This window comes from Pseudoxanthomonas sp. GM95 (assembly GCF_900109775.1).
In the GTDB taxonomy this organism is placed as follows: Bacteria; Pseudomonadota; Gammaproteobacteria; order Xanthomonadales; family Xanthomonadaceae; genus Pseudoxanthomonas_A.
Genome location: NZ_FOAX01000003.1, coordinates 112,889 through 134,722 on the forward strand (window position 1 = coordinate 112,889; position 21,834 = coordinate 134,722).

The 21,834-nt window shown below is 64.8% G+C and carries 19 protein-coding genes; 11 read left to right on the forward strand and 8 right to left on the reverse strand.

The window, feature by feature from the left end; translation table 11 throughout:
• Nucleotides 1–25: 25 nt before the first annotated feature.
• The 5 genes from BMZ17_RS15420 to BMZ17_RS15440 all read left to right on the forward strand — a co-directional run bounded on the left by BMZ17_RS15420 (nt 26) and on the right by BMZ17_RS15440 (nt 4,095).
• The gene (locus BMZ17_RS15420) at nt 26–919 is read left to right on the forward strand and encodes a LysR family transcriptional regulator (protein ID WP_093140248.1); all 894 of its coding nucleotides are present in this window, start codon (nt 26–28) and stop codon (nt 917–919) included.
• Between the two features lie 128 nt (nt 920–1,047).
• The gene (locus BMZ17_RS15425; RefSeq protein ID WP_175485635.1) at nt 1,048–2,112 is read left to right on the forward strand and encodes a GGDEF domain-containing protein; all 1,065 of its coding nucleotides are present in this window, start codon (nt 1,048–1,050) and stop codon (nt 2,110–2,112) included.
• 55 nt (nt 2,113–2,167) lie between these two features.
• Nucleotides 2,168–3,103, forward strand: a complete 936-nt coding sequence (locus tag BMZ17_RS15430) for an alpha/beta hydrolase (RefSeq protein WP_093140255.1) — start codon at nt 2,168–2,170, stop codon at nt 3,101–3,103.
• A 41-nt stretch (nt 3,104–3,144) separates the two neighbouring features.
• Nucleotides 3,145–3,771 (forward strand): YiiX/YebB-like N1pC/P60 family cysteine hydrolase, encoded by a 627-nt coding sequence (locus BMZ17_RS15435; RefSeq protein WP_093140258.1) that lies wholly within the window; start codon nt 3,145–3,147, stop codon nt 3,769–3,771.
• 102 nt (nt 3,772–3,873) lie between these two features.
• Nucleotides 3,874–4,095 carry a hypothetical protein gene (locus BMZ17_RS15440; RefSeq protein ID WP_139202953.1) on the forward strand — a complete coding sequence of 74 codons (222 nt, stop codon included), beginning with the start codon at nt 3,874–3,876 and terminating at the stop codon, nt 4,093–4,095.
• Nucleotides 4,096–4,176: 81 nt separating this feature from the next.
• Here the strand turns inward: BMZ17_RS15440 and BMZ17_RS15445 are convergent, their stop codons facing one another.
• The gene (locus tag BMZ17_RS15445) at nt 4,177–4,872 is read right to left on the reverse strand and encodes a GNAT family N-acetyltransferase (RefSeq protein ID WP_093140265.1); all 696 of its coding nucleotides are present in this window, start codon (nt 4,870–4,872) and stop codon (nt 4,177–4,179) included.
• A gap of 124 nt (nt 4,873–4,996) precedes the next feature.
• On the opposite strand from BMZ17_RS15445, the gene BMZ17_RS15450 reads away from it, so the two are divergent.
• The 4 genes from BMZ17_RS15450 to BMZ17_RS15465 all read left to right on the forward strand — a co-directional run bounded on the left by BMZ17_RS15450 (nt 4,997) and on the right by BMZ17_RS15465 (nt 9,876).
• Entirely contained in the window at nt 4,997–5,395 is a 399-nt protein-coding gene (locus BMZ17_RS15450; protein ID WP_093140269.1) for a hypothetical protein, read from the forward strand.
• Between the two features lie 275 nt (nt 5,396–5,670).
• The gene (locus BMZ17_RS15455; RefSeq protein ID WP_093140272.1) at nt 5,671–7,254 is read left to right on the forward strand and encodes an SDR family NAD(P)-dependent oxidoreductase; all 1,584 of its coding nucleotides are present in this window, start codon (nt 5,671–5,673) and stop codon (nt 7,252–7,254) included.
• A gap of 49 nt (nt 7,255–7,303) precedes the next feature.
• Nucleotides 7,304–8,014, forward strand: a complete 711-nt coding sequence (locus tag BMZ17_RS15460; RefSeq protein WP_093140275.1) for an rRNA pseudouridine synthase — start codon at nt 7,304–7,306, stop codon at nt 8,012–8,014.
• Between the two features lie 173 nt (nt 8,015–8,187).
• Nucleotides 8,188–9,876 carry an ATP-binding protein gene (locus tag BMZ17_RS15465; protein ID WP_093140278.1) on the forward strand — a complete coding sequence of 563 codons (1,689 nt, stop codon included), beginning with the start codon at nt 8,188–8,190 and terminating at the stop codon, nt 9,874–9,876.
• A gap of 77 nt (nt 9,877–9,953) precedes the next feature.
• Here the strand turns inward: BMZ17_RS15465 and BMZ17_RS15470 are convergent, their stop codons facing one another.
• From BMZ17_RS15470 to BMZ17_RS15485, 4 genes are all read right to left on the reverse strand, one after another.
• Complete coding sequence (locus tag BMZ17_RS15470; protein ID WP_093140281.1) at nt 9,954–10,220, reverse strand: hypothetical protein; 267 nt, start codon at nt 10,218–10,220, stop codon at nt 9,954–9,956.
• Nucleotides 10,217–11,542: a hypothetical protein gene (locus BMZ17_RS15475; RefSeq protein ID WP_093140284.1), complete on the reverse strand. Its 1,326-nt coding sequence runs from the start codon at nt 11,540–11,542 to the stop codon at nt 10,217–10,219. The genes BMZ17_RS15470 and BMZ17_RS15475 overlap by 4 nt, the downstream gene beginning before the upstream one ends.
• A 15-nt stretch (nt 11,543–11,557) precedes the next feature.
• On the reverse strand, nt 11,558–12,709 hold the full coding sequence (locus BMZ17_RS15480; RefSeq protein ID WP_093140287.1) for an SPFH domain-containing protein: 1,152 nt from the start codon (nt 12,707–12,709) through the stop codon (nt 11,558–11,560).
• Between the two features lie 165 nt (nt 12,710–12,874).
• Nucleotides 12,875–13,621 carry a glucose 1-dehydrogenase gene (locus BMZ17_RS15485; protein ID WP_093140290.1) on the reverse strand — a complete coding sequence of 249 codons (747 nt, stop codon included), beginning with the start codon at nt 13,619–13,621 and terminating at the stop codon, nt 12,875–12,877.
• A 241-nt stretch (nt 13,622–13,862) separates the two neighbouring features.
• On the opposite strand from BMZ17_RS15485, the gene yidA reads away from it, so the two are divergent.
• Both yidA and BMZ17_RS15500 read left to right on the forward strand, forming a co-directional pair.
• Complete coding sequence (yidA, locus tag BMZ17_RS15490) at nt 13,863–14,669, forward strand: sugar-phosphatase (protein ID WP_343124185.1); 807 nt, start codon at nt 13,863–13,865, stop codon at nt 14,667–14,669.
• Nucleotides 14,670–15,226: 557 nt separating this feature from the next.
• Entirely contained in the window at nt 15,227–16,714 is a 1,488-nt protein-coding gene (locus BMZ17_RS15500) for a glycoside hydrolase family 32 protein (RefSeq protein WP_217645824.1), read from the forward strand.
• A gap of 30 nt (nt 16,715–16,744) precedes the next feature.
• Here the strand turns inward: BMZ17_RS15500 and BMZ17_RS15505 are convergent, their stop codons facing one another.
• The 3 genes from BMZ17_RS15505 to BMZ17_RS15515 form a co-directional block, all read right to left on the reverse strand.
• Nucleotides 16,745–17,686, reverse strand: a complete 942-nt coding sequence (locus BMZ17_RS15505) for a sensor domain-containing diguanylate cyclase (protein ID WP_093140298.1) — start codon at nt 17,684–17,686, stop codon at nt 16,745–16,747.
• Nucleotides 17,687–17,833: 147 nt separating this feature from the next.
• Nucleotides 17,834–18,589, reverse strand: a complete 756-nt coding sequence (locus BMZ17_RS15510; RefSeq protein ID WP_093140301.1) for a hypothetical protein — start codon at nt 18,587–18,589, stop codon at nt 17,834–17,836.
• Nucleotides 18,590–18,817: 228 nt separating this feature from the next.
• The gene (locus BMZ17_RS15515) at nt 18,818–21,823 is read right to left on the reverse strand and encodes an RNA-directed DNA polymerase (RefSeq protein WP_093142207.1); all 3,006 of its coding nucleotides are present in this window, start codon (nt 21,821–21,823) and stop codon (nt 18,818–18,820) included.
• Nucleotides 21,824–21,834: the final 11 nt, after the last annotated feature.

Here is a 21,834-nt window from a genome sequence, read left to right on the forward strand (position 1 = left end):
ATGGGCTTGTGAGCACACTGCAGCAATGGAGCGACGCGAACTCAATGATCTGCTGGCCTTCGCCACCGTCGCGCGCGAGCGCAGCTTCACCCGCGCCGCGGCCACGCTGGGTATGTCGCCCTCTGCCTTGAGCCATGCGATGCGCGGGCTGGAGGAGCGCCTGGGCGTGCGCCTGCTGGCCCGCACCACCCGCAGCGTGGCGCCCACCGATGCCGGCGAGCGCCTGCTGCAGTCGCTGGACCCGGCCCTGGCCGAGATCGAACACGGCCTGCTAGCGCTGGGCGAATGGCGCCAGGCGCTGACCGGCAGCGTGCGCCTGACCACCTTCTCCTATGCCGCACAGGCGGTGCTGGAACCCAAGCTGCCCGGCTTCCTGCTGGCTCATCCGGAGGTGCAGGTGGAGGTGGCCATCGACAACGGCCTGACCGACCTGGTGGCCGAGGGCTTCGATGCCGGGATCCGTTTTGGCGAGCACGTGGACAAGGACATGATCGCGGTGCGCGTCGGCCCGGACCTGCGCACGATCGTCGTGGGCACGCCCGGCTACTTCACCCGCCACCCGCCGCCGCAGACGCCGGCCGACCTGGAACGCCACGCCTGCATCGGCTACCGGCTCAAGAGCACCGGCGGCCTGCTGCCGTGGGAGTTCGAACACGAGGGCCGCGACCTCAACATGCGCGTGCGCGGGCCGCTGATCGCCGACGAAGCGCCGATGGCCCTGGCGGCCACCCGCGCCGGCGTCGGCTTGGGCTACGTGATGGAACACGAGGTCGCCGACGAACTCGCCGACGGCCGCCTGGTGCAGGTGCTGGATGCCTACTGCCCGCGCTTTGCCGGCTTCCACCTCTACCACCCCAGCCGCCGGCAGACCCCACCCGCGCTGCGCGCCTTGATCGACTGGCTGAAAGTGGACGCCTGAGCGCGATCGGGCCTTTGGGAACCGGCTGAATTTCCGCCGGGCCATCGACGAGGCGGCCCATGCCGAACCATCGGAAAAAAGCCGCGCTCGGCTACACTTTCGCGCTTGCCTCGAAGGTCATCCCCACGATGCTGCAGTCCGCGTCCCGTGAGCGCTTCATCCGCATCGCGAGCCTGGCCACACTGGCAATGACGATCCTGGCCGCCGGCATCGCCACGGCGATCCACTGGTCCAGCCCGCAGCGACGCCTGCTGGATCTGGTGGTGCCGCCTTCCATCTTCATCGTCTTCAGCGGCCTGCTGATCACCCTGCTGCGCCGGCCGCAGTGGGTCGGCGGGATCATGCGCTGCGCGCTGCTCGCCGGCCTGGTGGCGCTGGCCGCCCCGGCCTGGGTCTACACCTGGCAGGCCACGGTGACGCCGGGCCTGCGCCTGGTGGACATCTATCCGCCGGTCACCGCGCTGTTCATGGCGCTGCTGGTGATGGTGATGATCTACCTGCCGGCGCGCGCGGCGTGGATCGCGGTCGTGGCGTGCTGGCTGCTGGTGGCACTGCCGGTGCTGGCCTATCTGTTCACCCACACGCAGGAACTGCACACCCCGCGCGGCACCGACCTGCTGATGGCCTATGGCCCGGTGTTCGTCCTGCTGGCCGTACTGCTGCCGGTGCAGCGCGGCCTGACCGGCAGGATCCAGGCGCTGGTGTCCGAGCAGGCCAAGATGGAAGCCGTGGTCAATCGCGACCCGCTCACCCGCCTCTACAACCGGCGCTTCGGCGAACACGTATTGCAGGACATGCTCGCCGGCCAGGTGCCGGGCGGGGTGATCATGTTCGACATGGATCGCTTCAAGGCGATCAACGACACCCACGGCCATCCGGTGGGCGACGCGGTACTGCAGCGGGTCGCGCAGCGCTGCCAGGAGCTGATGCGCAAGGACGAATGCCTGGCGCGCTGGGGCGGCGAGGAATTCCTGATCGCCGTGCCGCGGATCGAGATCGGCGACCTCAAGCTGATGGCCGAACGCCTGCGCAGCGCCATCGCCGAGCTGTCCATCGCCCCGGTGGCGCACATCAGCGCGTCCATCGGTATCACCCCGCTGCATCGCGACGACACCTACGCCAGTCTGCTGCAGCGCGTGGACCAGGCGCTGTACCGCGCCAAGCAGCGCGGCGGCAACATCGTCATGTGGTGAGCGGGCCGCCACACGCGCTCTGCTTTACTGCGGTCTTTCCGCGCAAATTCTCGTCATGACGCCCACTTCGCTGTCCATCCCCCGCGGCACCCTGCAGCTGGCCGCGCACCTGTATCTGCCGACGGATTTCAATGCATCGCGTCGCTACGCGGCCATCGTGCTGGCCACGCCCGGCAGCAGCGTCAAGGAGCAGATCGGCGGCACCTACGCGCGCAAGCTGGCCGGCTGCGGCTTCGTCGCGCTGACTTTCGACCCGGCCTACCAGGGCCAGAGCAGTGGCACGCCGCGCGACCTGGAAAGCCCAGCCGAGCGCGTCGCCGACCTGTCCTATGCGATCGATTTCCTGGACACGCTGGACTACGTCGATGCCACGCGCATCGGCGCGCTTGGCCTCTGTGCCGGCGGCGGTTACGCGGTCAGCGCGAGCATGACCGATCATCGCATCCGGGCGCTGGGCACCGTGGTGCCGGTCAACATCGGCAACGCGCGCCGCCGGCCGCTGGCCAGTGCGCCGGACAAGGCGATCGAAACGCTGGACCGGATCGCCCAAGAGGTGACTGCCGAGGCACGCGGCGAACCCCCCGTGCGCCAGCCGTGGATTCCCGACACGCTGGAAGACGCCCAGGCCGCCCGCATCACCGATGTCGATCTGCTGCAGGCGGTGACCTATTACCGCACCGCGCGCGGGCACGATCCGCATTCCACCAATCGCCGCCACCCGCGCAGCGATGCGCTGATGCTGGGCTACGACGCGTTCCATCTGGCCGACCTGCTGCTCACCCAGCCGGTGCAGGTGATCGTGGGGGGCGCCTCGGCAGGCACCACGGGCTCGTTCGAGGATGGCCACACGCTGGCCGGGCACGCCCGCGCCTCCGAGCCGATTTTTACGGTGGAAGGTGCGCGCCATTACGAGATGTACGACGTGCCGGCCTATGTCGACCAGGCGATCCAGCAACTGGACGCATTCTTCGGCCAGCACCTGGGCCGTTGAGCACGGGCGATAATGCGCCGTCTTCCCGTGGTGCCTGCCTGATGCGCGTCCTCCTGCTGCTGTGTTCCCTGTTGCTCACCGTCGCGCTGCCGGCCGCGGCCAAGGCGCCGCACGTGCGCGATGGGGACCTGCTGTTCGTCACGGCCGCGCGCACCGGCCTGAGCGGGGCGATCGACGATGCCACCGGCAAGCAGGGCCAGGCGAGCTACGACCACGTCGCGCTGGTGGCCCATGACGCCCAGGGCAAGATCGTGCTGCATGCCGACGAGGAAGGATCGCGCCAGCAGACCCTGGCGGCATTCCTGGCCGAAGCGAAGGCCAAGCAGCGCCAGGTGGTGGTGTATCGGCTCAAGCCCGATACGCGCAAGGCGATCCCCGCTGCGATCGCCACCGCGCGCACGCTGCTGGGCAAGCCGTACAACTTCACCTACGTGCAGGCCGAGGACAGCTACTACTGCTCGGACTTCATCGAGCGCGCGTTCCGCGCCGACCATGTGTTCGCGTTGCAGCCGATGAATTTCAGGAACCCGCAGACCGGGCAGATCTCGCAGTACTGGATCGATTTCTACCGCGGCAAGGGCATGGACGTGCCGCAGGACAAGCCCGGCACCAATCCCAACGACATGGCCGCCTCGCCCGCGCTGGAACGCCTCGGCGCGCTGGACTGAGCGACCCGCAAAGTCCTTGCTGGGGCTGGCTTTGCGAAGCGGTCACGCCTGCATAACCGCGCCAACGCGACTCTGCGCCAGAGACCTAGAGAGGAGTACGGAATGCGACTGTTGCGAATCGTGGCCCTGGGTGCGGCCGGGGCGGTGGCTTACACGCTGTGGAAGCAGCGCCAGGCCAAGGCGGTCCCGGTGACGACCTACGAAATCGATTATGGCGATGTCGCCCCGCCGCACGGCGATCCGCTGCTGGGCACGCACGCGGCAGGCTGGGTGCCGGAGCCGCGCCTGCGCGCCGTTCCGAACCGTCGCCGTTACGGCACCTGATCGCGTTGAACCTGCTGTAGTGCGAACCAGGCGGCCCACGGCCGCCTTTTTGTTGCCCGCGGGTTTGAACTGGATACGCGACTACGCGCGCTCCAGCACCGCCACCTGCACTTCGCAGCGCAGCTGGAACCCCAGCGCCTCGTACAGCGCGATCGCGGCGGCGTTGTCTTTCCAGGAATGCAGGAACGCGGTCTCGCCGCGCGCGGCAATCGCCGCGGCCACGTGCCGCGATAGCTGCTTGGCGAGGCCATGTCCGCGGAAATCGGGATGCGTGCACACCCCGCTGACTTCGGTATAGCCGGGGAAGCGGAACCGCTCGCCCGCCATCGCCGCCAGCCGCCCATCCACCCGCACACCGACGAACTGGCCCATGCGATGGGTCTGCGACAGGAACGGCCCCGGCTCGGTCAGCGTCGCCAGCGCCAGCATGTCGACCGCGTCGTCCGGGCCCAGCGCGACAATGCGGTACGCGCGTGACTCCGGCGGCGCGACCGGCGCCTGCGCGACCAACTGCACGCCCAGCGCGCGACGCACCGCGACCAGGCCTTCGGGCACCGCAATGTCAGGCACCTGCAGCACGTAGACCTGTTCGCCCGGCTGCACCAGCGCGGCCAGTGCGATCTGTGCGTCGGGGGCGCCGTCGCGCGCCGAGGCGAAGCGATTGACCTGCGGGTCGTAGCGGCGGGCCCGTGCATCGCCCACGGACAGCGGCAGGTGCACCGAGTTCAGGGCATGCCAGGCGGGGCGGTCGAGCGGCGTTTCGGAAGGTGTCTTCATCGCCGCGATCGTATCGGCAAACCCCATCACGGGTCAGCGCGGCGTGGCCGCTGCGCGCGCCTTCCCGCGTCCGCAAAGCGAGGGCCGGCGGTTGCCGTTTCCCGCCATACACAAGGAGCTGCACATGAACACGATGCATCGCGTCAGCGTCATCCTGGTCACGGCCGTGCTGGCCATCGCCAGCGCCCACGCCGCCGACACCAAAGCCCCCGCGTTTCCGATCGGCAGCTACCAGAGCGGACCGAACATCGTGGTGTTCAACGCCGATGGCACCTTCGTCGGCACCACGCCCAAGGGCGAGGACTGGGTCAAGGGCACCTACACCCACACCGCCAAGGAGTTCACCGTGGTCGATACCTGGGAAGGCGCTGCCATTACCAAGGATGGCGAGGACTGCAAGGGCAAGCCCGGCCGCTACGCGTGGGTCAAGACTGGCAAAATCCTGACCGCGCACGTGGTCGAAGACCCCTGCGAAGGCCGCAAGCACGGCACCGATGGCGTGGCCTGGACCCAGATCAAGTAAGCCGCCGCGCCACCGCAATATCCCAGCGAGCAGGCCGCAAGGCCTGCTTTTTCCATGGCCGATGCCCTCCCATGACGCGCCCTGCGCCGCAGATGAACGGCCCGGCATTGGCGCCACTGCCCCCGGATCGGCGAAGATGGCGCCCGGCCAGGGACGTCCCGGCCCGTTCCAGCGTGATCCCGCGCCGCCGCGATCACCGCCCCGCCGTCCACGCCTACCGCCTTTGCCCGCCCGCCGCCTCTGCATGGGCGGCCGCCGCCCATCCCGGATCTGCCTTGAACACCGCCTCGCCCCCTGCCGCCGACGACCTGCCCCTGACCGACCGCCTGCGCGCCGCGCTGGACCTGCTGGAGGCCATCGACGCCGACCGCAGCGTGCTGGACACGCTGCCCGACGCCGACCGCGCGCGCCTGCACCAGGTGATCGCCAAGGTCTATCACCCCGAGCCGAAAGCGCGCCGGGCGATGCTCAAGCAGCGCGCCAAGCAGCAGCACCAGGAAAAGGTGCGCAAGGCCGAAGCACTGCTGGAGCAAACCGGCATCCGCACCCTGCGCCGCAAGCCGGTGTTCAGCACGCCCAACTACTTCCCGCCGCACGCCGCCGGCCTGCATGACGCCTCCAATGGCGAAGGCGCCGCGGCCGTGGAAGCACCGTTGCACTCGCCCGAGCTGCGCCACTGCTACGTGTGCAAGCAGAAGTTCACCCAGCTGCATCACTTCTACGACCAGATGTGCCCGGCCTGCGCGCAGCTGAACTACTTCAAGCGCACCGAGACCGCCGACCTCACCGGCCGCGTGGCGCTGCTGACCGGCGGCCGGGTCAAGATCGGTTACCAGGCCGGCCTGAAGCTGCTGCGCGCCGGCGCCGAGCTGATCGTCACCACGCGCTTTCCGCGCGACTCGGCCGCGCGCTATGCGGAAGAACCCGACTTCGGCGAGTGGGGCCATCGCTTGCAGGTCTACGGCCTGGACCTGCGCCACACGCCCAGCGTCGAGGCCTTCTGCAACGAGCTGCTGGCCACGCGCACGCGCCTGGACTTCATCATCAACAACGCCTGCCAGACCGTGCGCCGCCCGCCGCAGTTCTACGCACACATGATGGCCGGCGAGACCGCCGCGCTGCATGACTTGCCCGAGACCGTGCGCAAGCTGATCGGCAATTACGAAGGCCTGCGCAGTGTCGACCTGCTGCCGGGCGTCGCCGACGGCACGCTGCCAGTGGCGCAGGGCAACAGCCTCAGCAGCGCCGATGGCCTGGTGCGTGCCGCCGAGCTGTCGCAGGTGCCGCTCTTGGCCGATGAGCTGCTGGGCCAGCAGCATCTGTTCCCCGAAGGCCGCCTGGATCAGGACCTGCAGCAGATCGATCTGCGCGGGCGCAATTCCTGGCGCCTGCTGATGGCCGAGGTGCCGTCGGTGGAACTGCTGGAGACGCAGCTGGTCAACGCCATCGCGCCCTTCATCATCAACGCGCGGCTCAAGCCGCTGATGCTGGCCACGCCCGAGCGCGACAAGCACATCGTCAACGTCTCGGCGATGGAGGGGCAGTTCTACCGCAACTTCAAGACCACCCGGCATCCGCACACCAACATGGCCAAGGCCGCGTTGAACATGATGACGCGCACCTCGGCGGCCGATTACCAGAACGACGGCATCCACATGAACTCGGTCGACACCGGCTGGGTGACCGACGAGGATCCGGCGGAGATCGCGGCCAAGAAGGTGCTGGAAGAGCGCTTCCACCCGCCGCTGGACATCGTCGACGGCGCCGCGCGCATCGTCGATCCGATCATCCACGGCTTCAACACCGGCGAGCACGTCTGGGGCCAGTTCCTCAAGGACTACGCGCCGACCGACTGGTAAGTCGCCGCGCGCCGTTTTGCGCCTTCCTTCTTTCGATTCGAGTGTCCTGATGTCCGATCCCATCCGCCTGGATAAATGCGTCGCCGCGCTGGCCAACTGCTCGCGCCGCGATGCGCAGCAGTACATCGAGGGCGGCTGGGTCAGCGTGGACGGCGTGGTGGTCGAGGAACCGCAGGCCGCGGTGACGCCGGCGCAGGTGACGCTGTCGCCCGAGGCACAGCTGGGCGAGATCGCGCCGGCCACGCTGCTGCTGCACAAGCCGGCGGACATGACCGTCGAGGCCGCGATCGCCCTGGCGTCGCCGGACACGCGCAGCGCGCTGGACACGAGCGAGATCCGCCTGCTCAAGCGCCACCTGCGTCGCCTCAATCCGCTCATGCCGCTGGAAGCGGCCGCCAGCGGCCTGCTGGCACTGAGCCAGGACGGCCGCGTCATCCGCCGCTTGACCGAAGACGCCAACACCATCGAGCAGGAATACGTGGTCGAAGTCGAGGGCGAGCTGCTGCCCTACGGCATGGCGCGCCTGGCCGATGGCTTGAAGTACCAGCAGCGGATGCTGCCACCGTGCAAGGTCAGCTGGCAGAACGAGGAGCACCTGCGTTTTGCGATCAAGCACGTCCAGCCCGGCCAGCTGCAGTCCATGTGCGAACAGGTCGGCCTGCGCGTGATCAGCCTGCGTCGCCTGCGCATCGGCAGCGTCTCGCTGGGCAAGCTGGCGCCGGGGCAGTGGCGCTATCTGCCACCGGGCGCGCGCTTCTAGAAACCAGACGGACCTGCGCGACCCACGCTGCAGTGCAGCGTGCCCGTCGCCTCCGGCAACGCGGGCAACGCCTTCGCCAGCCGCCTTGCGGGTGCAGCATCCGCGCTTGCAGACACCGCCACAACCCGCGTGCTGGAATAGTCGCGGTTTGCTGACCCGCACAGGCGCCATCCATGTCTTCCAGCGTTTCCCTGCCCACCGCGGCGCCGGACAGCCAGGCCCACCGCCTGGTGCGCGACGCGGATTGGGAAACCTCGCCGCTGGGCGCGCGCGCGCAGTGGCCGGCCGGCTTCAAGCGGCTGTTGACCTTCATCCTGGAATCGCCCGAACCGATGTGGTTCGCCTGGGGGCCGCAGATGCGGTTCTTCTTCAACGATGCCTACCTGCCGATGCTGGGCAACAAGCTGACTGGCGCCATGGGCGAGCGATTGGACGTGGTGTGGCGCGATGTCTGGGACGATGTCAGCGCGGCGATCGCCAAGGGCTTCAACGGCGAGGCCTCGCGCTTCACCGACCTGCCGTTGCTGATGGACCGCGACGGCAACATGAAGCGCACCTTCTGGACGTTTTCCTACTCGCCGGTGCGCGGCGACGACAACCAGGTCGCCGCGCTGTTCTGCGTGGCCAGCGAACAGACCGAGCGCGTGCTCAGCGAGCTGGAGCACGCCAGCTACCGCGTCGCCATGTCCGACCAGGCGCGCGAGGCGCAGCGCCAGCTGATGAACGCTCGCGAGCAGCTGCGCCAGGCGCAGAAGCTGGAAGCCATCGGCCAACTCACCGGCGGCGTTGCGCACGACTTCAACAACCTGCTGCAGGTCATCACCGGTTCGGTCGAACTGCTGCGCCGCGACGATCTGCCGGCTGAAAAGCGTACGCGCTTCGTCGAGGCGATCGGCGGCGCCGCCCAGCGCGCGGCCAAGCTGACCAACCAGCTGCTCGCATTCTCGCGCCGGCAGACGCTGACCCCGGAAGTGTTCGACCTGGGCGCCAGCATGCGCGAGCTGGCCGACATCGTGCGCACCCTGGCCGGGTCGCGGATCGCGGTGACGGTCGAAGTGCCCGACGCGCCGATCTCGGTGTTGATCGACCGCAACCAACTGGATACGGCCATCATCAACCTGGCGGCGAATGCGCGCGATGCGATGAAGGGCGCCGGCGCGCTGTCGATCACCGTGCAGCGGGTCACGCAGATCCCGCCACTGCGCAACCATCCGACGCGCATCGGCGACTACGTCGCCATTACCGTGCGCGACCAGGGCCACGGCGTCGCGGTCGAGCATATGGAGCGCATCTTCGAGCCGTTCTTCACCACCAAGGGCGTGGGCGAAGGCACGGGCCTGGGCCTGAGCCAGGTGTTCGGCTTCGTCAAGCAATCGCATGGCGACATCGCGGTCAGCAGCCCGGTCGGCGAAGGCACGGCATTCACGCTGTACCTGCCGTGCGTGGATCGCGAGATCGCGAAGAGCGAAGCACCGGTCACCCCGGTGGTCGCACGCGATTCCGGGCAGACGCGGCTGCTGATCGTGGAGGACAACGCCAGCGTCGCCGAGTTCGTCACCTCGGCCCTGTCCGAGCTGGGCTATGCGGTCGTGCTGGCCCACACCGGCGAGCAGGCCGTCCACATGCTGGGCGAACGCGGCGCGCGCTTCGATGCAGTCTTCAGCGACGTGGTCATGCCCGGCATCAACGGCCTGGAACTGGGCCGCCACATCCGCCAGCACCATCCCGGCCTGCCGGTCCTGCTGACCAGCGGCTACAGCGACCTGCTGGCCAAGGACGCCGGCCACGGCTTCGAAGTGTTGAAGAAGCCGTATTCGATCGAGCAGTTGGCGCAGGCCCTGCGCGCCGCGACGCAGCGCTAACCGCGCGATCGCCTTGCTGCGATCTCGCTCGGCGCGCGATCAACCTCGATCTGGCGCGACACGCCGCAATGCAGGGCTCAGCCAGAGCCCGCATCCCGATCCACGCGCTGCACGCGCGTGCGATACGCGCCGACGTTGTCGCCGTCGATGCGGGTCTGGCGCGTGCCGGTGATCGTGTCGATGCGTGCATCGGACCCGGTGATCGGTTGGGCCGCCACCTCGGTCTCGCGCTCGAAGGCGTGCGACTTGTCGGTGTTGCGATAGAAGCGATACAGCGCCCAGTACAACGCCGCGCCGCCGGTGGGGCCCAGGGCCAGCAGCCAGAGTCCGCCGTCGTCGCTCATGCGGTGTGCGCCAGGATCCACAGCGCGATCCCTTCCAGGATCGTGCCGACGGTCAACGCCGTGGTGAGCAGCTTCCATTGCTGGATGGGCACGCTGCCCATGGTCTCTCCGGTGCGGCCGTTGACCGCGATGTAGTGCAGCAGGCCGCCGTTGCGGCCGGGCTGGTGGTAGGAATACAGCCACACCGGCAGGTACATCGCCACCCAGCGCGTGCCGTGCACGGCGATGCCCTCCTGCTCCCAGCGCACGCCGCGGTCGTAGCGGCGCACCGAGGACTCCACCTGCGCGCGCGCGATCGACAGCAACTGGTCTTCCAGGCGCGGGCGCAGCTGTTCCACGTCGCGGTCGCGCTTTTCCGAGGTGAAGCCGGACAGGTAGGACGCGTTCCACTTCACCGCGTTCTTGGTGTCGAACGGCAGGATCGTGTTGATGATGTTGTTGGTGTTGGCGCGCGTATCCAGGTTGCCGCGCGCGGCCGAGGATTCCAGCGGCAGGTCGTCCACGGTGAAATCCACGTGCCGCTCGACGCGGTACACGTCGGCGTCGTAATAGGTCTTCTTGTCGTTGCCGCTGCCGCGCGTGTACTGACGCGTCTTGATCTCGCCGCGCCCCGTCACATCGGCGCTGACTTTGCCGTCCACGATCATGTACGGCATGTAGACACCGACCACGTTGTCCGGCGTGAACTGCTCCTTGAACGCCTTGAGCGCGAACAGCTGGCGCTTGCCGACGAACTGGCGGATGCGCGCCACCGCATCGGCCTTCTTGATGTGGAACGGCAGCACCGCATCGGGCACCGCGCCGTTGGGCACCTGCTCGTTGATGCCGAACACATGCCGGCACCAGTGGCAGCGCGCGGTCATCGCGCTGTTGGTGTTGACCGTCACCTCGGCACCGCAGCCGCCGCACTTGAACGTCATCAGCGCCGCCGCATCGGCATCGATGTCGCGCGCACCCGAGGCGATCACCGTGCCGCTGAGCTGGTCGATGCCTTCGCCGAAACCGAACGCCTCTTCCACGCGTTCGCCGTGCCATTCGTGCCTGCAATACAGGCACACCAGCACGTCGGTGCCGGCGCGCTGGCGGATGTCGGTCGAGCCGCACTTCGGGCAGCGGTTGAGGCCGTCCTTCAGTTCATCGCTGGCCGTGTCGATGGCCAGCGGATCGGGCGCCTGCAGTTCGTCGCGGATCGGCGGCGGCAGCGTGGACGGATCGACGCCCAGCTCGCCGGGCAACGGCGGCACGTCCCGCGGCGAGCCGGGGCCGCTGACGCGCGGCGGCAACGGCGGAGGCAGCGGCGGCGGGTCCTTCGCGGTGGTCATGGCGCGGACCTGCGCTTACAAGCCCAGCGCCCTGGCCTTGGCCGCATCGTAATCGGCCTGCGTGATCAGGCCCAGGTCCAGCATTTCCTTGGCCTTCTTCAACTTGGCGATCGCATCGTCGGCGGCCGGCGCAGCCGGCGTGGCCGGCTGCTGCAGGCTGCCGATCCCGCCGGCCATGCCCGAGGCCATGCCCAGCCCGACCAGGCCGGCCGCGCCGCTGTGTTCGCCGGCCGACTGCATGCCCTGGGCCACGCTGGCCTGCAGGTTGGAATTGCCGCGCGACCCGGACAGCGCATCGGCGCGCTGCACGGTCTTGAGTAGCTCGCGCGTGTTGGCGTCGTACTCGATCGAGACGATCGCGGTCTTGACGATGGCCAGGCCGCGATCGGACTTCCACTGGTAGCCCGCTTCCACCGCCTCGGACAGGCTCTTGGCGAAGCCCAGAGAATCCTGCTGCAGCTTGGTGATGCGGTTGCCCTTGGATGGATCGTTGGAATACAGGCTGAAAGCCGGCGCCAGCGAGCCCACCACTTCGTTGAACAGCTGCGTGGCCGCGGCGTTGTCCAGGTCGGTGAAGTCGAACACCTGGCCCGGCTGCAAATACGCGGCCGGCACGAAATTCTTCACGAACAGGATCGGGTCGATGATCTTCAGGGTGTACGAGCCCCGCGTGACCGCGCCGACCTGCGTGTTGAGGAAGCCATCGTCCCAGTAGATTTCCGACTGGGTGCCGAAGCGGTTGTCCGGCAGTTCCTTCAACGAGACGAAGTATGCCGCCTGCTGCGATCCCGGCTGGCCGCCGAACTTGAAGCGCTCCCAGCTCTGCGTCACCAGCGAGGCCAGCAAGCCGTCGCCGGCGTAGATCGACTTGGAATTGGGATCGTCCGAGCGCCACTCGTAGCCGCCCGGCTCGGCGACAAAACCGGTGATCTTGCCGTCCTGGAACAGCAGCAGGCCGTAGCCCTCGGGCACGACGATCTTCGACCCGTTGCTGATGATGTTGGACGAACCGTGCGTGTTTGACCCCCGCCCGGCGTTGGTGCCCTGTGGCACCGCGGCGAACACCGCCGCCGTGGACGGCAGGCCGGCCGGCACGGTGTAGAAATCCTTCCACTGGTCGGCGAGCACGCCGCCGACCGCCCCTGCCACTGCCTGTATCAGACCCATGCCAGCTCTCCTTGATCCGGGACGGGCCGGTGCCCGCCATGCGCGCCGCACTATAGCGCCTCGGGTCGTGCGGTCTGCACCAACCAATGGCATAGGAACGGACGCGCATCGCCCGGCATTCCGGTCAGGCTCCGCAAACCGCGCACGGAACCTGACCTGTCGCGCTTAGCGGTTGCCGCCGCCGGCCTTGAGCAGCTCGCCGGTGAGCCAGCCGGCGTCATCGGAGGCCAGGAATACCGCGATCGAGGCGATGTCGCTCGGCACGCCGATGCGGCCCAATGGGGTCTGCGCGACGATCTGCGACTGGAAGTCCGAACCGATGAAGCCCGCCGTCTGCGCGCCCTCGGTATCGACCATGCCGGGGTTGATGCTGTTGACGCGGATGCCGCGCGGGCCCAGCTCACGCGAGAGTGAGCCGGTGATGGCGTCCAGCGCGCCCTTGGTGGCCGAATAGACCGCCATGCCCGGCGGCGTGACCCGGCTGACGATCGAGCCGATGTTGATGACGCTGGCGCCTTCGCCCAGATGCGGCGATGCGGCCTGGGTGACCTGCAGCGGGCCGAGCACGTTGATGTCGAACTGGCGATGGAAGTGCGCCGGCGTGATCTGTTCCAGCGGCGCCACTTCATACACGCCGGAGTTGTTGACCAGGATGTCGAGCTTGCCGAAGCGTTCCACCGCCGCGGCCACCAGCGCCTGCGCCTGTTCGGGCTGGGAGACATCGGCCTGCACCGCGATGGCCTGGCCGCCGGCCTGGGTGATGCGTGTCACCACCGCATCGGCGCCGCTGCGGCTGGACGCGTAGTTGACGACGATCGACGCGCCTTCGGCGGCCAGTGCCTGCGCGATGCCCGCGCCGATGCCCTTGGACGCGCCGGTGACGATGGCGACCTTACCTGCAAGCTTGCTCATGACGAATTCCTGATGAAGAGAGAGGGACACGCGCCGCGGCGATGCCGTGGCGGCGTGTGCTTCCTCAATGGGGCACAAGCGGGCCGCGCATAAGACGGGAAATCGGGGAGAGTCCATCCCGCGCACGGGATGGCAGCGCCTGTCGGCACGCTGCGTTCCGCAGGTCGCGCGCCGCCTGCGTGGCCACCGTGGCGATGCGTCGCGCGCGCTATCCTGTGCCGCCGCGTTCAGGCTGCTTGTCGTGATCCAACTGATCGCCATCGATATGGATGGCACGCTGCTCAATCCCGCCCACGAAATCACCCCGCGCGTGCGCAATGCCATCGCCGCTGCGCGCGCCAAGGGCATCCGCGTGGTGCTGGCGACCGGCCGGCCGTTTTCCGGCGCGCATCGCTACCTGCGCGAGCTGGGCATCGACGGGGAAGACGATTACTGCATCTGCTTCAACGGCACGGTGATGCAGACGGTGGGCGATGGCACGGTGATCGCCGAGTTCTCGCTGGGCTTCGACGATTACCTGGATTGCGAACAGCTGGCGCGCGGGTTGGGCGTGCATTTCCAGGCCATCGACGGCCACGGCATCTACACCGCCAACGCGGACATCAGCCCGTACACGGTGCTGGATGCGTATCTGTCCCACGCGCCGCTGCGCTATCGCACGGTGGCGGAGATGGATCGCGCCTTGCGCTTCCGCAAGCTGATGATGATCGACGCGCCCGAGACGCTGGACGCGATCATCCCGCAACTGCCCGCCTCGCTGACCGAGCGTTATGGCGTGCTGAAGAGCGCGCCGTTCTTCCTGGAGATCTTCCACAAGGACGCCGGCAAGGGGCCGATGCTGCAGCAACTCGCCGGCCGGCTTGGCCTGGCGCCGGAACAGATCATGGCCATCGGCGACCACGAGAACGACCTGACCATGCTCGCCTACGCTGGCGCCAGCGTGGCGATGGGCAATGCGATCCCGGCAGTGAAAGCCGCCGCGCGCTTTGAGACCGCCAGCAACCAGGAAGACGGCGTCGCGCTGGCGATCGAACGCTTCGCGCTTTGAGCCGCGTCAGCGCGATGAGATACGCGCGGCGCTGACTCTTCTTCGCGCCACGCCCTCGCTCAGGACGCCGGATCGAACATGAAGACCCGCAACTCCTGCGCGCAGCGGCAAGCGGCAGCGATGCGTGCGGCCCAGGCGATGGCGCCCGCGCGCGTGGGCACTTCCAGCACGGCAAAACCGCCATCCAACGTGGGCCCCAGGTGTAACCGCCTTCGGTCCACGTGCCATCGCCGACCACCAGCACCGGCGGCACCGCTTCATCAATGCCGCCGCCGAAGACATACACGCCGGCGGCCTTCGCCTCCTCGATGACCGCGTGCGATTCGCGGACGACGGTCTCGAATTCATCCTCCGGCACCACCATCGCCGCGCTGGGGAAGGAGATCAGGTACTTGGCCATGCGGGCACGCCTCTCGCGTCGGGGATTGCCCACATGACGAATGGGCGGCGCTGGATTCGACACGTGGCGCCGTGGCGGCCCCGCGCCCGCCGAATCCGCATCTGTCGTATTGTCGGACGAATATCGAGCCGCGATGACGCCCTGGGAGGGGAATGCGATGCGTGTGTTGATCCTGGCCTTGCTTGCGCTGTTGCCTGCCCTGCCCGCCGCGGCGCAATCGCCGGCGGCCGATCCCAGGCCCGGCTTCCACTTTGCGCCCGCGCGCAACTGGATGAACGACCCCAACGGGCTGGTCTATTACGACGGCGAGTACCACCTGTTCTACCAGTACAACCCGCATGGCGACCGCTGGGGGCACATGAGCTGGGGGCACGCGGTCAGCCGTGACCTGGTGACCTGGCAGCACCTGCCCATTGCCATCCCCGAGACCGAGGTGATGGCCTTCTCCGGCAGCGCGGTGATCGACTGGAAGAACACCGCCGGCTTCAACCGCGACGGCAAGCCGGCGATGGTGGCGGTCTATACCGGCTTCGACCCCAAGACGAAGAACCAGTCGCAGTACCTGGCCTACAGCAACGATCGCGGCCGCAGCTTCACCCGCTTCGGCAAGGTGCTGGACATCGGCTCGACCGAGTTCCGCGACCCCAAGGTGTTCTGGCATGCCGGCACGCGGCGCTGGGTGATGGTGGCGGTCAAGGCGGCGGAGAAGAAGGCGGCGATCTATTCCTCGCCCGACCTCAAGCACTGGACGCACGAGAGTGACTTCGGCCGGACGCCCTCGGCGCAGAGCATCAACTGGGAATGCCCGGATCTGTTCGAACTGCCGGTGCAAGGCGGCAAGCCCGGCGAGACGCGCTGGGTGCTGATGGTCAGCCAGGGCGACAAGGGCCCGGATGGTGGCTCGGGCGGGCAGTATTTCGTCGGGGCGTTCGACGGCAAGACCTTCACCCTGGAACCGGGCTGGGACGACGCGCCGCACTGGCAGGACCTGGGCGCTGACTTCTACGCCGCGCAATCGTGGAGCGAGATGCCCGATGGCCGCCGCATCTGGATCGGCTGGGCCACCGACCTGCGCTACGCCCACGCCATCCCCACCTATCCGGCGCGCGGGTTGATGACCGTGCCGCGCACGCTCGCCCTGCGCCGCGAAGGCAGCGACTGGCGGCTGGCGCAGGCGCCGGTGCGCGAGCTGGAGGCGCATCGCGGCACGCCCACGCAACTGCGCGATGTGCGCCTGAGCGAGACACCCACGCCACTGAAGCTGGGCGACAGCCTCGACATGCTGGTGACCTTCGATCCGCTGAAAGCGTCGCAGGTCGCGCTGACCCTGACCGATGCGCAGGGCTACGCGCTGCTGATCGGCTATACCCCGGCCACGCGCGAAGTCTTCATCGATCGCACCCGCGCCGGCCCGCACTTCCACGATGCTTTCCCCGACCGCAATATCGCTACGCTGCCGCCGGGCGATGGCCCGATCACGCTGCGCCTGCTGGTGGACCGCTCCATCGTGGAGCTGTACGCCGCCGATGGCACCCGCGTCATCACCGACCGCTTCTTCCGCGGTGGCGGCGCGCTCACGTGGAGCGCGAATGCGATGGACGGTGAAGCCGTGATCCGCACGCTGGAAGCGTGGCCGATCGAGTAGGCCGCGCCGGACACGCCCGCGCGCAACGACTCAGAACGCGCCGGACTCGGCGCGATTCCGGCCGTTGCGCTTGGCCTGGTACAGCAGCGCATCTACGCTTTCGATGAAGGCCAACGCCGGCGCGTCCGCGCTGGGCGTGATGGTGCCGACGCCGACGCTCAAGGTCAGCAGCGGCGACACGCCGGAGCGCTCGTGCGCGATCTGCTGCTGGCGCACCAGCTGCATGCATTTCTCCGCGACCTGGCGCGCCTTGGCGGCGGTGCTCTCCGGCAGCAGCCAGATGAACTCTTCGCCGCCGATGCGCGCCACGAAATCGCGCGGATTGTTGGCGGCCTGGGCCAGCGTGCTGGCCACAAGGCGCAGCGCCTCGTCGCCCTTGATGTGGCCGTAGTGGTCGTTGTACTGCTTGAAGGCATCGATATCCATCATCAGCAGCGACAGCGGCGTCTGGTCCTGCTGCGCGGCGGCCCACTCGCGCTCCAGCACCGTGTCGAACATGCGGCGGTTGGCGATGCCGGTCAGGCCATCCTGGTAGGACAGTTCCTCCAGCTGCTTCTGCAGGCGGATCAGGTGGTCCTCGGTCTTCTTGCGCTCGCTGATGTCGAACATGAAACCGACCAGCGCCTCGACCTCGCCGTTCTTGCGCACCACGTGCACCACGTCGCGGATCCAGACGTACTCGCCGTCCTTGGTCAGCGCGCGGTAGTCGGCCTCGTGGTCCACGCCGGCCTTGGACTGCGACACGCAAAAGTTGACCACGTAATCGCGGTCATCCGGATGCATGCGCTCGACCCAGTCGTTGATGCCGGCCCAGCTGTCCTGTGACCAGCCCAGCAGCGCCTCGATCTGCGGCCCGATGTAGCTGAAGGACATGCTCTGCCAATCGATCCGCCACGGGATCGCCCGGGTCGATTCGAGCAAGGTCTTGTAGACGTCGCTGTCGCCACCGGTTTCCAGGACTTCTTCAGACATCGGGGCCACGCTCAAGCTCGGGAAAAGAGGGCAATAGCATGTTGCCGTTGTCGTGACGCTGCAAGGACAAAAGCCAACTAACAGAGCAGGGCAACGCGCACTTCTCCTCTATCCCGGCCTTCTCCGGGAGTGCGGCGCCTGCGCTTGCTACAGCCGCGCCTGGACGTAGCCGGACAGCGCGTGCATCACCTCAGTCATGAGTGCTACTTCAGACTCGCCCAGTGGCGCATGGGCAGCCTGCGCGCTCGGCAGGTTCGACAACGCGTCGATCGCCGTGACCGCAAGCGCAAGCGAACCCAGCACGAGATCCATCTGCGGTGCGTCCTGCGCAAGCGTGACCAGCGCCGGATGCACGCTCCTGATGGCGTTGAACAGCATGCCGGTGGAGGCATTGGCCGTCATTGTCAGGCCTGCCTTCGCACATGCTGCAAGCAGGTCACGGCGCAACGCTGCGCGGGCAACGCCCAAGGGACTCGCGGTGACGGGCGGGTTCGACGTGTGGCCAGCCTCGTTTGGCGTGCCGCGTGCAATTTCGCCGGCCGATGGCCGTGCGGGTTCCGGCTGCACAACCTGCTCGCCAAGGGCCAACTCCCGCGCCGCATTGGGCGCATGTTGCTGCAGCCAGTCGCCAAGCGCCGGGCGCCCTGCAAGCGCACGCAGCGCGGCGCGATGGTCGCTTTCCAGCAGGGTGACGAACTGCGCGACCTGATAGCCAAAGTCGTCATCACCGTGACGCAGCGCCGTCTGGAAGCCCATCTCGGGATCACCCAGCGCGGGGATGTCCAGCTCGACCCCGAGCGCGGCCCAAGCAGCAGCATCGAAGCGTGCTTCCAGCGCTTCGACGATCGAAAGCAACGTGGTCTTGGACAGCGGAGGATGCGAGGACGATGCAGGGGCGTTCATGGCGACAAAGGTAAGCGCAAGTGGTCCCGCCTACCAGCTTCAAAACCAGCGCCAGCGTGCTTTTTCCTATTCCTGGAATGGACTCCGGCATGCCAGCGTATTAGTGCAACCCCAAACGCGAAATCTGGCAATCGCCGCTACTGACGCGCGCGCTGAGGCCTATCGACGCTTCTCACCAGATGCCATCGACCCATCGGGGTACTCATTCCGGGCTTTGTTGCTCCGGCTTCATTTCTTCTTATTGGCGGCTGCCAATTTTCTGGCAGCAGATATTTTGAAGCCTATAGGAAGCGGCTTAAAAAGATCTTTTCTTTTACCCCCTGAAGCATGAAACCGCTTGATTGCGAGAATATCTAGTGGAGCGACCACGAAGTAGTCATCATCTCCGCCTTTAATTCTGACCACGTCTCTTGAGTACCCCTCCTTTCCGGGATACCTAGTTCGACTGTCCCCATATTGACGGCTATTTACTTGCACTACGTAGGCATGCAGATCCTGCGAGGCCGCCTCCACGAGAGAGGAAAAACTTTCGATATCCTTGTTCCATTCCAAAACAAACAACGAATCTACCTGCCCTCTAAAATGCCGTCGGTTATCGATATTTGTCAAATCGCTGCAAATAACAACCCCAAAAAAATGATCCCCGTGGCGATATATGGGTCGCCCCGCTCTCGCACTCGGCTTCTTCATTATTCTCCCAACCTTCTTTAGCTGCGCGGACTCTGAATGAGCCGGCATCAATTTAGGCTGGATATAGGCAACACTAGTGGCATATCCAGGCCAACGGGTTGACAGCGAAATCAGAGCTTCATTCTTAAAAAATTTCGAGGAGGAGTTATTTTCCATTCCCGCCATAAATGATATCCCGTGCCGCGCCAGTTTGGCAGCAACACTAAAGGCCCATCTACGAGGGACAGACGCCTCTGGGAATATGATGTAGTCGATTCGCGACTCTGCTCTCAAAAGAGCATTTATGAGCGAATTAAACCTTTTGTAACGGGCCGCAGATTTATTAGGCGATCCATTGAAGGCATTTACCCAGTCGCCGTCCTCAGTCAAAAAGCTTACTAGCCCGACACGAACTCGATCTTTTACAGATGACGGGACATGTAAAATAGGCTGATTTGGTTGATTATTATCGTCATCATACGATGGCGCCGTTGAGTGCATAGTGCGCGCTCCCCTCAAAGAGAAAATTGCGCGCTGCAGTTGAAATTTCTTACCGAGCAACTTCGGAGCTACGGCACTGATCTCTGGGACAGTTAAAGGCCGGGTAGGAAATGCGATTGCAGGCCAATGAGGTGTAGGAAGCTGCTTATCAACCAACCTCCTGAACCGTCTGACTCCTGCCAATCGGAGCTCCCTCTGAATAGACCTGTCCTTTGGAATCTTCGGCACCGGATAATCGGAAGATTTTGTTGAAGAAATCCAGTATTCCTTGTACGGCCTCCTTCCAAGATCTGCCATCAAAAGATCCATCGCGAGATCCCGAAGTGAATCCGCTGAAAGCCGCTGCATCTGAATCCTAGAAATTTCCTTAATCTTTTTTAGTCCATTTACGAAACCAATGGTGTGCCTAAATCCTTTTACTGTAGAGGCTTGCATTGCAACCTGATAAAAATTCTTTGCATAAAGGGATTTGCACAAGAAAAATTTTTCAGACTCCGAGAGGCCTGCAGTTCTCTCGACAATATTACATACATCTTGGAATCTGGATAAAAATCTGGATAAAGAAGAAAAGTCACGACACGCGACCATGACCCCTACAACTCTCACGATGTAGGAAAAATAATCAAATATTCCTTTAGGCGTAATGACGTGCCGAGAGACCATTGAATAAAAACTCTCCCTTACCTCAATCCAAGCGCCCGGATCTAGATCGCGGGTGTATGCCTCCACGTCACTAAGAAGCATGGCGAAGCCCAATCTACGAACCGACACCGCTTCTGCCTTCCGAAGCGCATCTGTTTCCAGAGTCGCATCCGGAGAAGCTATTAAAGCCCTGTCAAGCATCTTTCCAGCGCTCGAAGGAAGCTCCGGCAGCATCCTGTACTCGCTGCTCTTTTTCTTTATCTGCTGCTCTATTTGATCTATCAGATCAAGTCCATGTGCCCCTGAAATGAGAAAAACCTTCTGCTTTTCCTGGGAGAATTCGACCTTGCTATCACGCAGATATGCTGGCTCAAAGAAGGTTGATCCGGCGCCAGGCCCCTCTGAAACGTATCTAACATCTCCACCAGCACTTGAGGCGAGCCAGCCAAAAAAATCTGAACTTGAGTCAATCCCCCCAGGGTTATTAACAACGATAAAAATATCATCGACATATCTCCCGTAGTAAACAAGCCCTTGTTGACGATTTAATTTTTTATCAAATTCAGCAAGTGCGACGTTAGATATTATTTTTGAACAAGCCAAGCCAACTGGCAAAGCGCCTTCCGGCCGATCATTTGCATCAGGAGTTCCCGAGTACCACAAATTTATGCTTGTAAGAAGCTGAGAGGTGAATTCCAATTGCACATTGGATAGCTTGATGCCAAGCCTCTCAAGGAAGGCTTCATTCACGATGAAGTTTGGCGAAACATTGTGGTAGAAGCGTTTTGCATCCATCGTTGCAGCAATTATTGAATCGCCAGCAACAATAGACCGTCTCATTGCCGTTAGGCCTACTTCTCTCCATGCTTGATATGCACTGAAGTAAGGCATAAACAATCCGAGCGAGTCCCTATTTATTTCGCCCACTTCTTCAGGACTCCACCACGCTGGATTTTTACGGCGCAGCCTATTCCCATAACTCAAGTTCTTATCAAGAACTTGTTCGTACAAATGTCCAACCTTGATTATCCATAATGCGTTGACCACTTGATAGTCAACGCTCGCTGAAATTATTAATCTAAAATCAGCCCGGGCGTTTTCACCAGTCCTGCTGGCATCTCTCAACCAGTCCTTGCAAGCGTCTGCTGTTGCAAAGTGACGATTTGAGGCAGCCCAAGAATCAGGCATGGAGATCGATTTAGGCGCGTACGAATATCGGCCTAGCCACGCACCATCCGTACACCAGTCACCTTTCTTAAGCCGCGACTGAAGCTTCTTTAGATTGTAGTGAAGCTTCTTTTCGTATCTCGAATATGCAATTGCGTCACAATGAATACTCTCGAAAAAGGCATCTGACTTTGCTTTTTTATAAGCCAAATAAAGATCAGAAATTTTAAAGAACGCGTCCTGCGGCATGTGCATAAAAAAGGGCA

Coding starts and splice junctions, on each gene's coding strand:
- BMZ17_RS15420 (WP_093140248.1), top strand. CDS start 26: ATGGAGCGACGCGAACTCAATGATCTGCTGGCCTTCGCCACCGTCGCG.
- BMZ17_RS15425 (WP_175485635.1), top strand. CDS start 1,048: ATGCTGCAGTCCGCGTCCCGTGAGCGCTTCATCCGCATCGCGAGCCTG.
- BMZ17_RS15430 (WP_093140255.1), top strand. CDS start 2,168: ATGACGCCCACTTCGCTGTCCATCCCCCGCGGCACCCTGCAGCTGGCC.
- BMZ17_RS15435 (WP_093140258.1), top strand. CDS start 3,145: ATGCGCGTCCTCCTGCTGCTGTGTTCCCTGTTGCTCACCGTCGCGCTG.
- BMZ17_RS15440 (WP_139202953.1), top strand. CDS start 3,874: ATGCGACTGTTGCGAATCGTGGCCCTGGGTGCGGCCGGGGCGGTGGCT.
- BMZ17_RS15445 (WP_093140265.1), bottom strand. CDS start 4,872: ATGAAGACACCTTCCGAAACGCCGCTCGACCGCCCCGCCTGGCATGCC.
- BMZ17_RS15450 (WP_093140269.1), top strand. CDS start 4,997: ATGAACACGATGCATCGCGTCAGCGTCATCCTGGTCACGGCCGTGCTG.
- BMZ17_RS15460 (WP_093140275.1), top strand. CDS start 7,304: ATGTCCGATCCCATCCGCCTGGATAAATGCGTCGCCGCGCTGGCCAAC.
- BMZ17_RS15465 (WP_093140278.1), top strand. CDS start 8,188: ATGTCTTCCAGCGTTTCCCTGCCCACCGCGGCGCCGGACAGCCAGGCC.
- BMZ17_RS15470 (WP_093140281.1), bottom strand. CDS start 10,220: ATGAGCGACGACGGCGGACTCTGGCTGCTGGCCCTGGGCCCCACCGGC.
- BMZ17_RS15475 (WP_093140284.1), bottom strand. CDS start 11,542: ATGACCACCGCGAAGGACCCGCCGCCGCTGCCTCCGCCGTTGCCGCCG.
- BMZ17_RS15480 (WP_093140287.1), bottom strand. CDS start 12,709: ATGGGTCTGATACAGGCAGTGGCAGGGGCGGTCGGCGGCGTGCTCGCC.
- BMZ17_RS15485 (WP_093140290.1), bottom strand. CDS start 13,621: ATGAGCAAGCTTGCAGGTAAGGTCGCCATCGTCACCGGCGCGTCCAAG.
- BMZ17_RS15500 (WP_217645824.1), top strand. CDS start 15,227: ATGCGTGTGTTGATCCTGGCCTTGCTTGCGCTGTTGCCTGCCCTGCCC.
- BMZ17_RS15505 (WP_093140298.1), bottom strand. CDS start 17,686: ATGTCTGAAGAAGTCCTGGAAACCGGTGGCGACAGCGACGTCTACAAG.
- BMZ17_RS15510 (WP_093140301.1), bottom strand. CDS start 18,589: ATGAACGCCCCTGCATCGTCCTCGCATCCTCCGCTGTCCAAGACCACG.
- BMZ17_RS15515 (WP_093142207.1), bottom strand. CDS start 21,823: ATGCACATGCCGCAGGACGCGTTCTTTAAAATTTCTGATCTTTATTTG.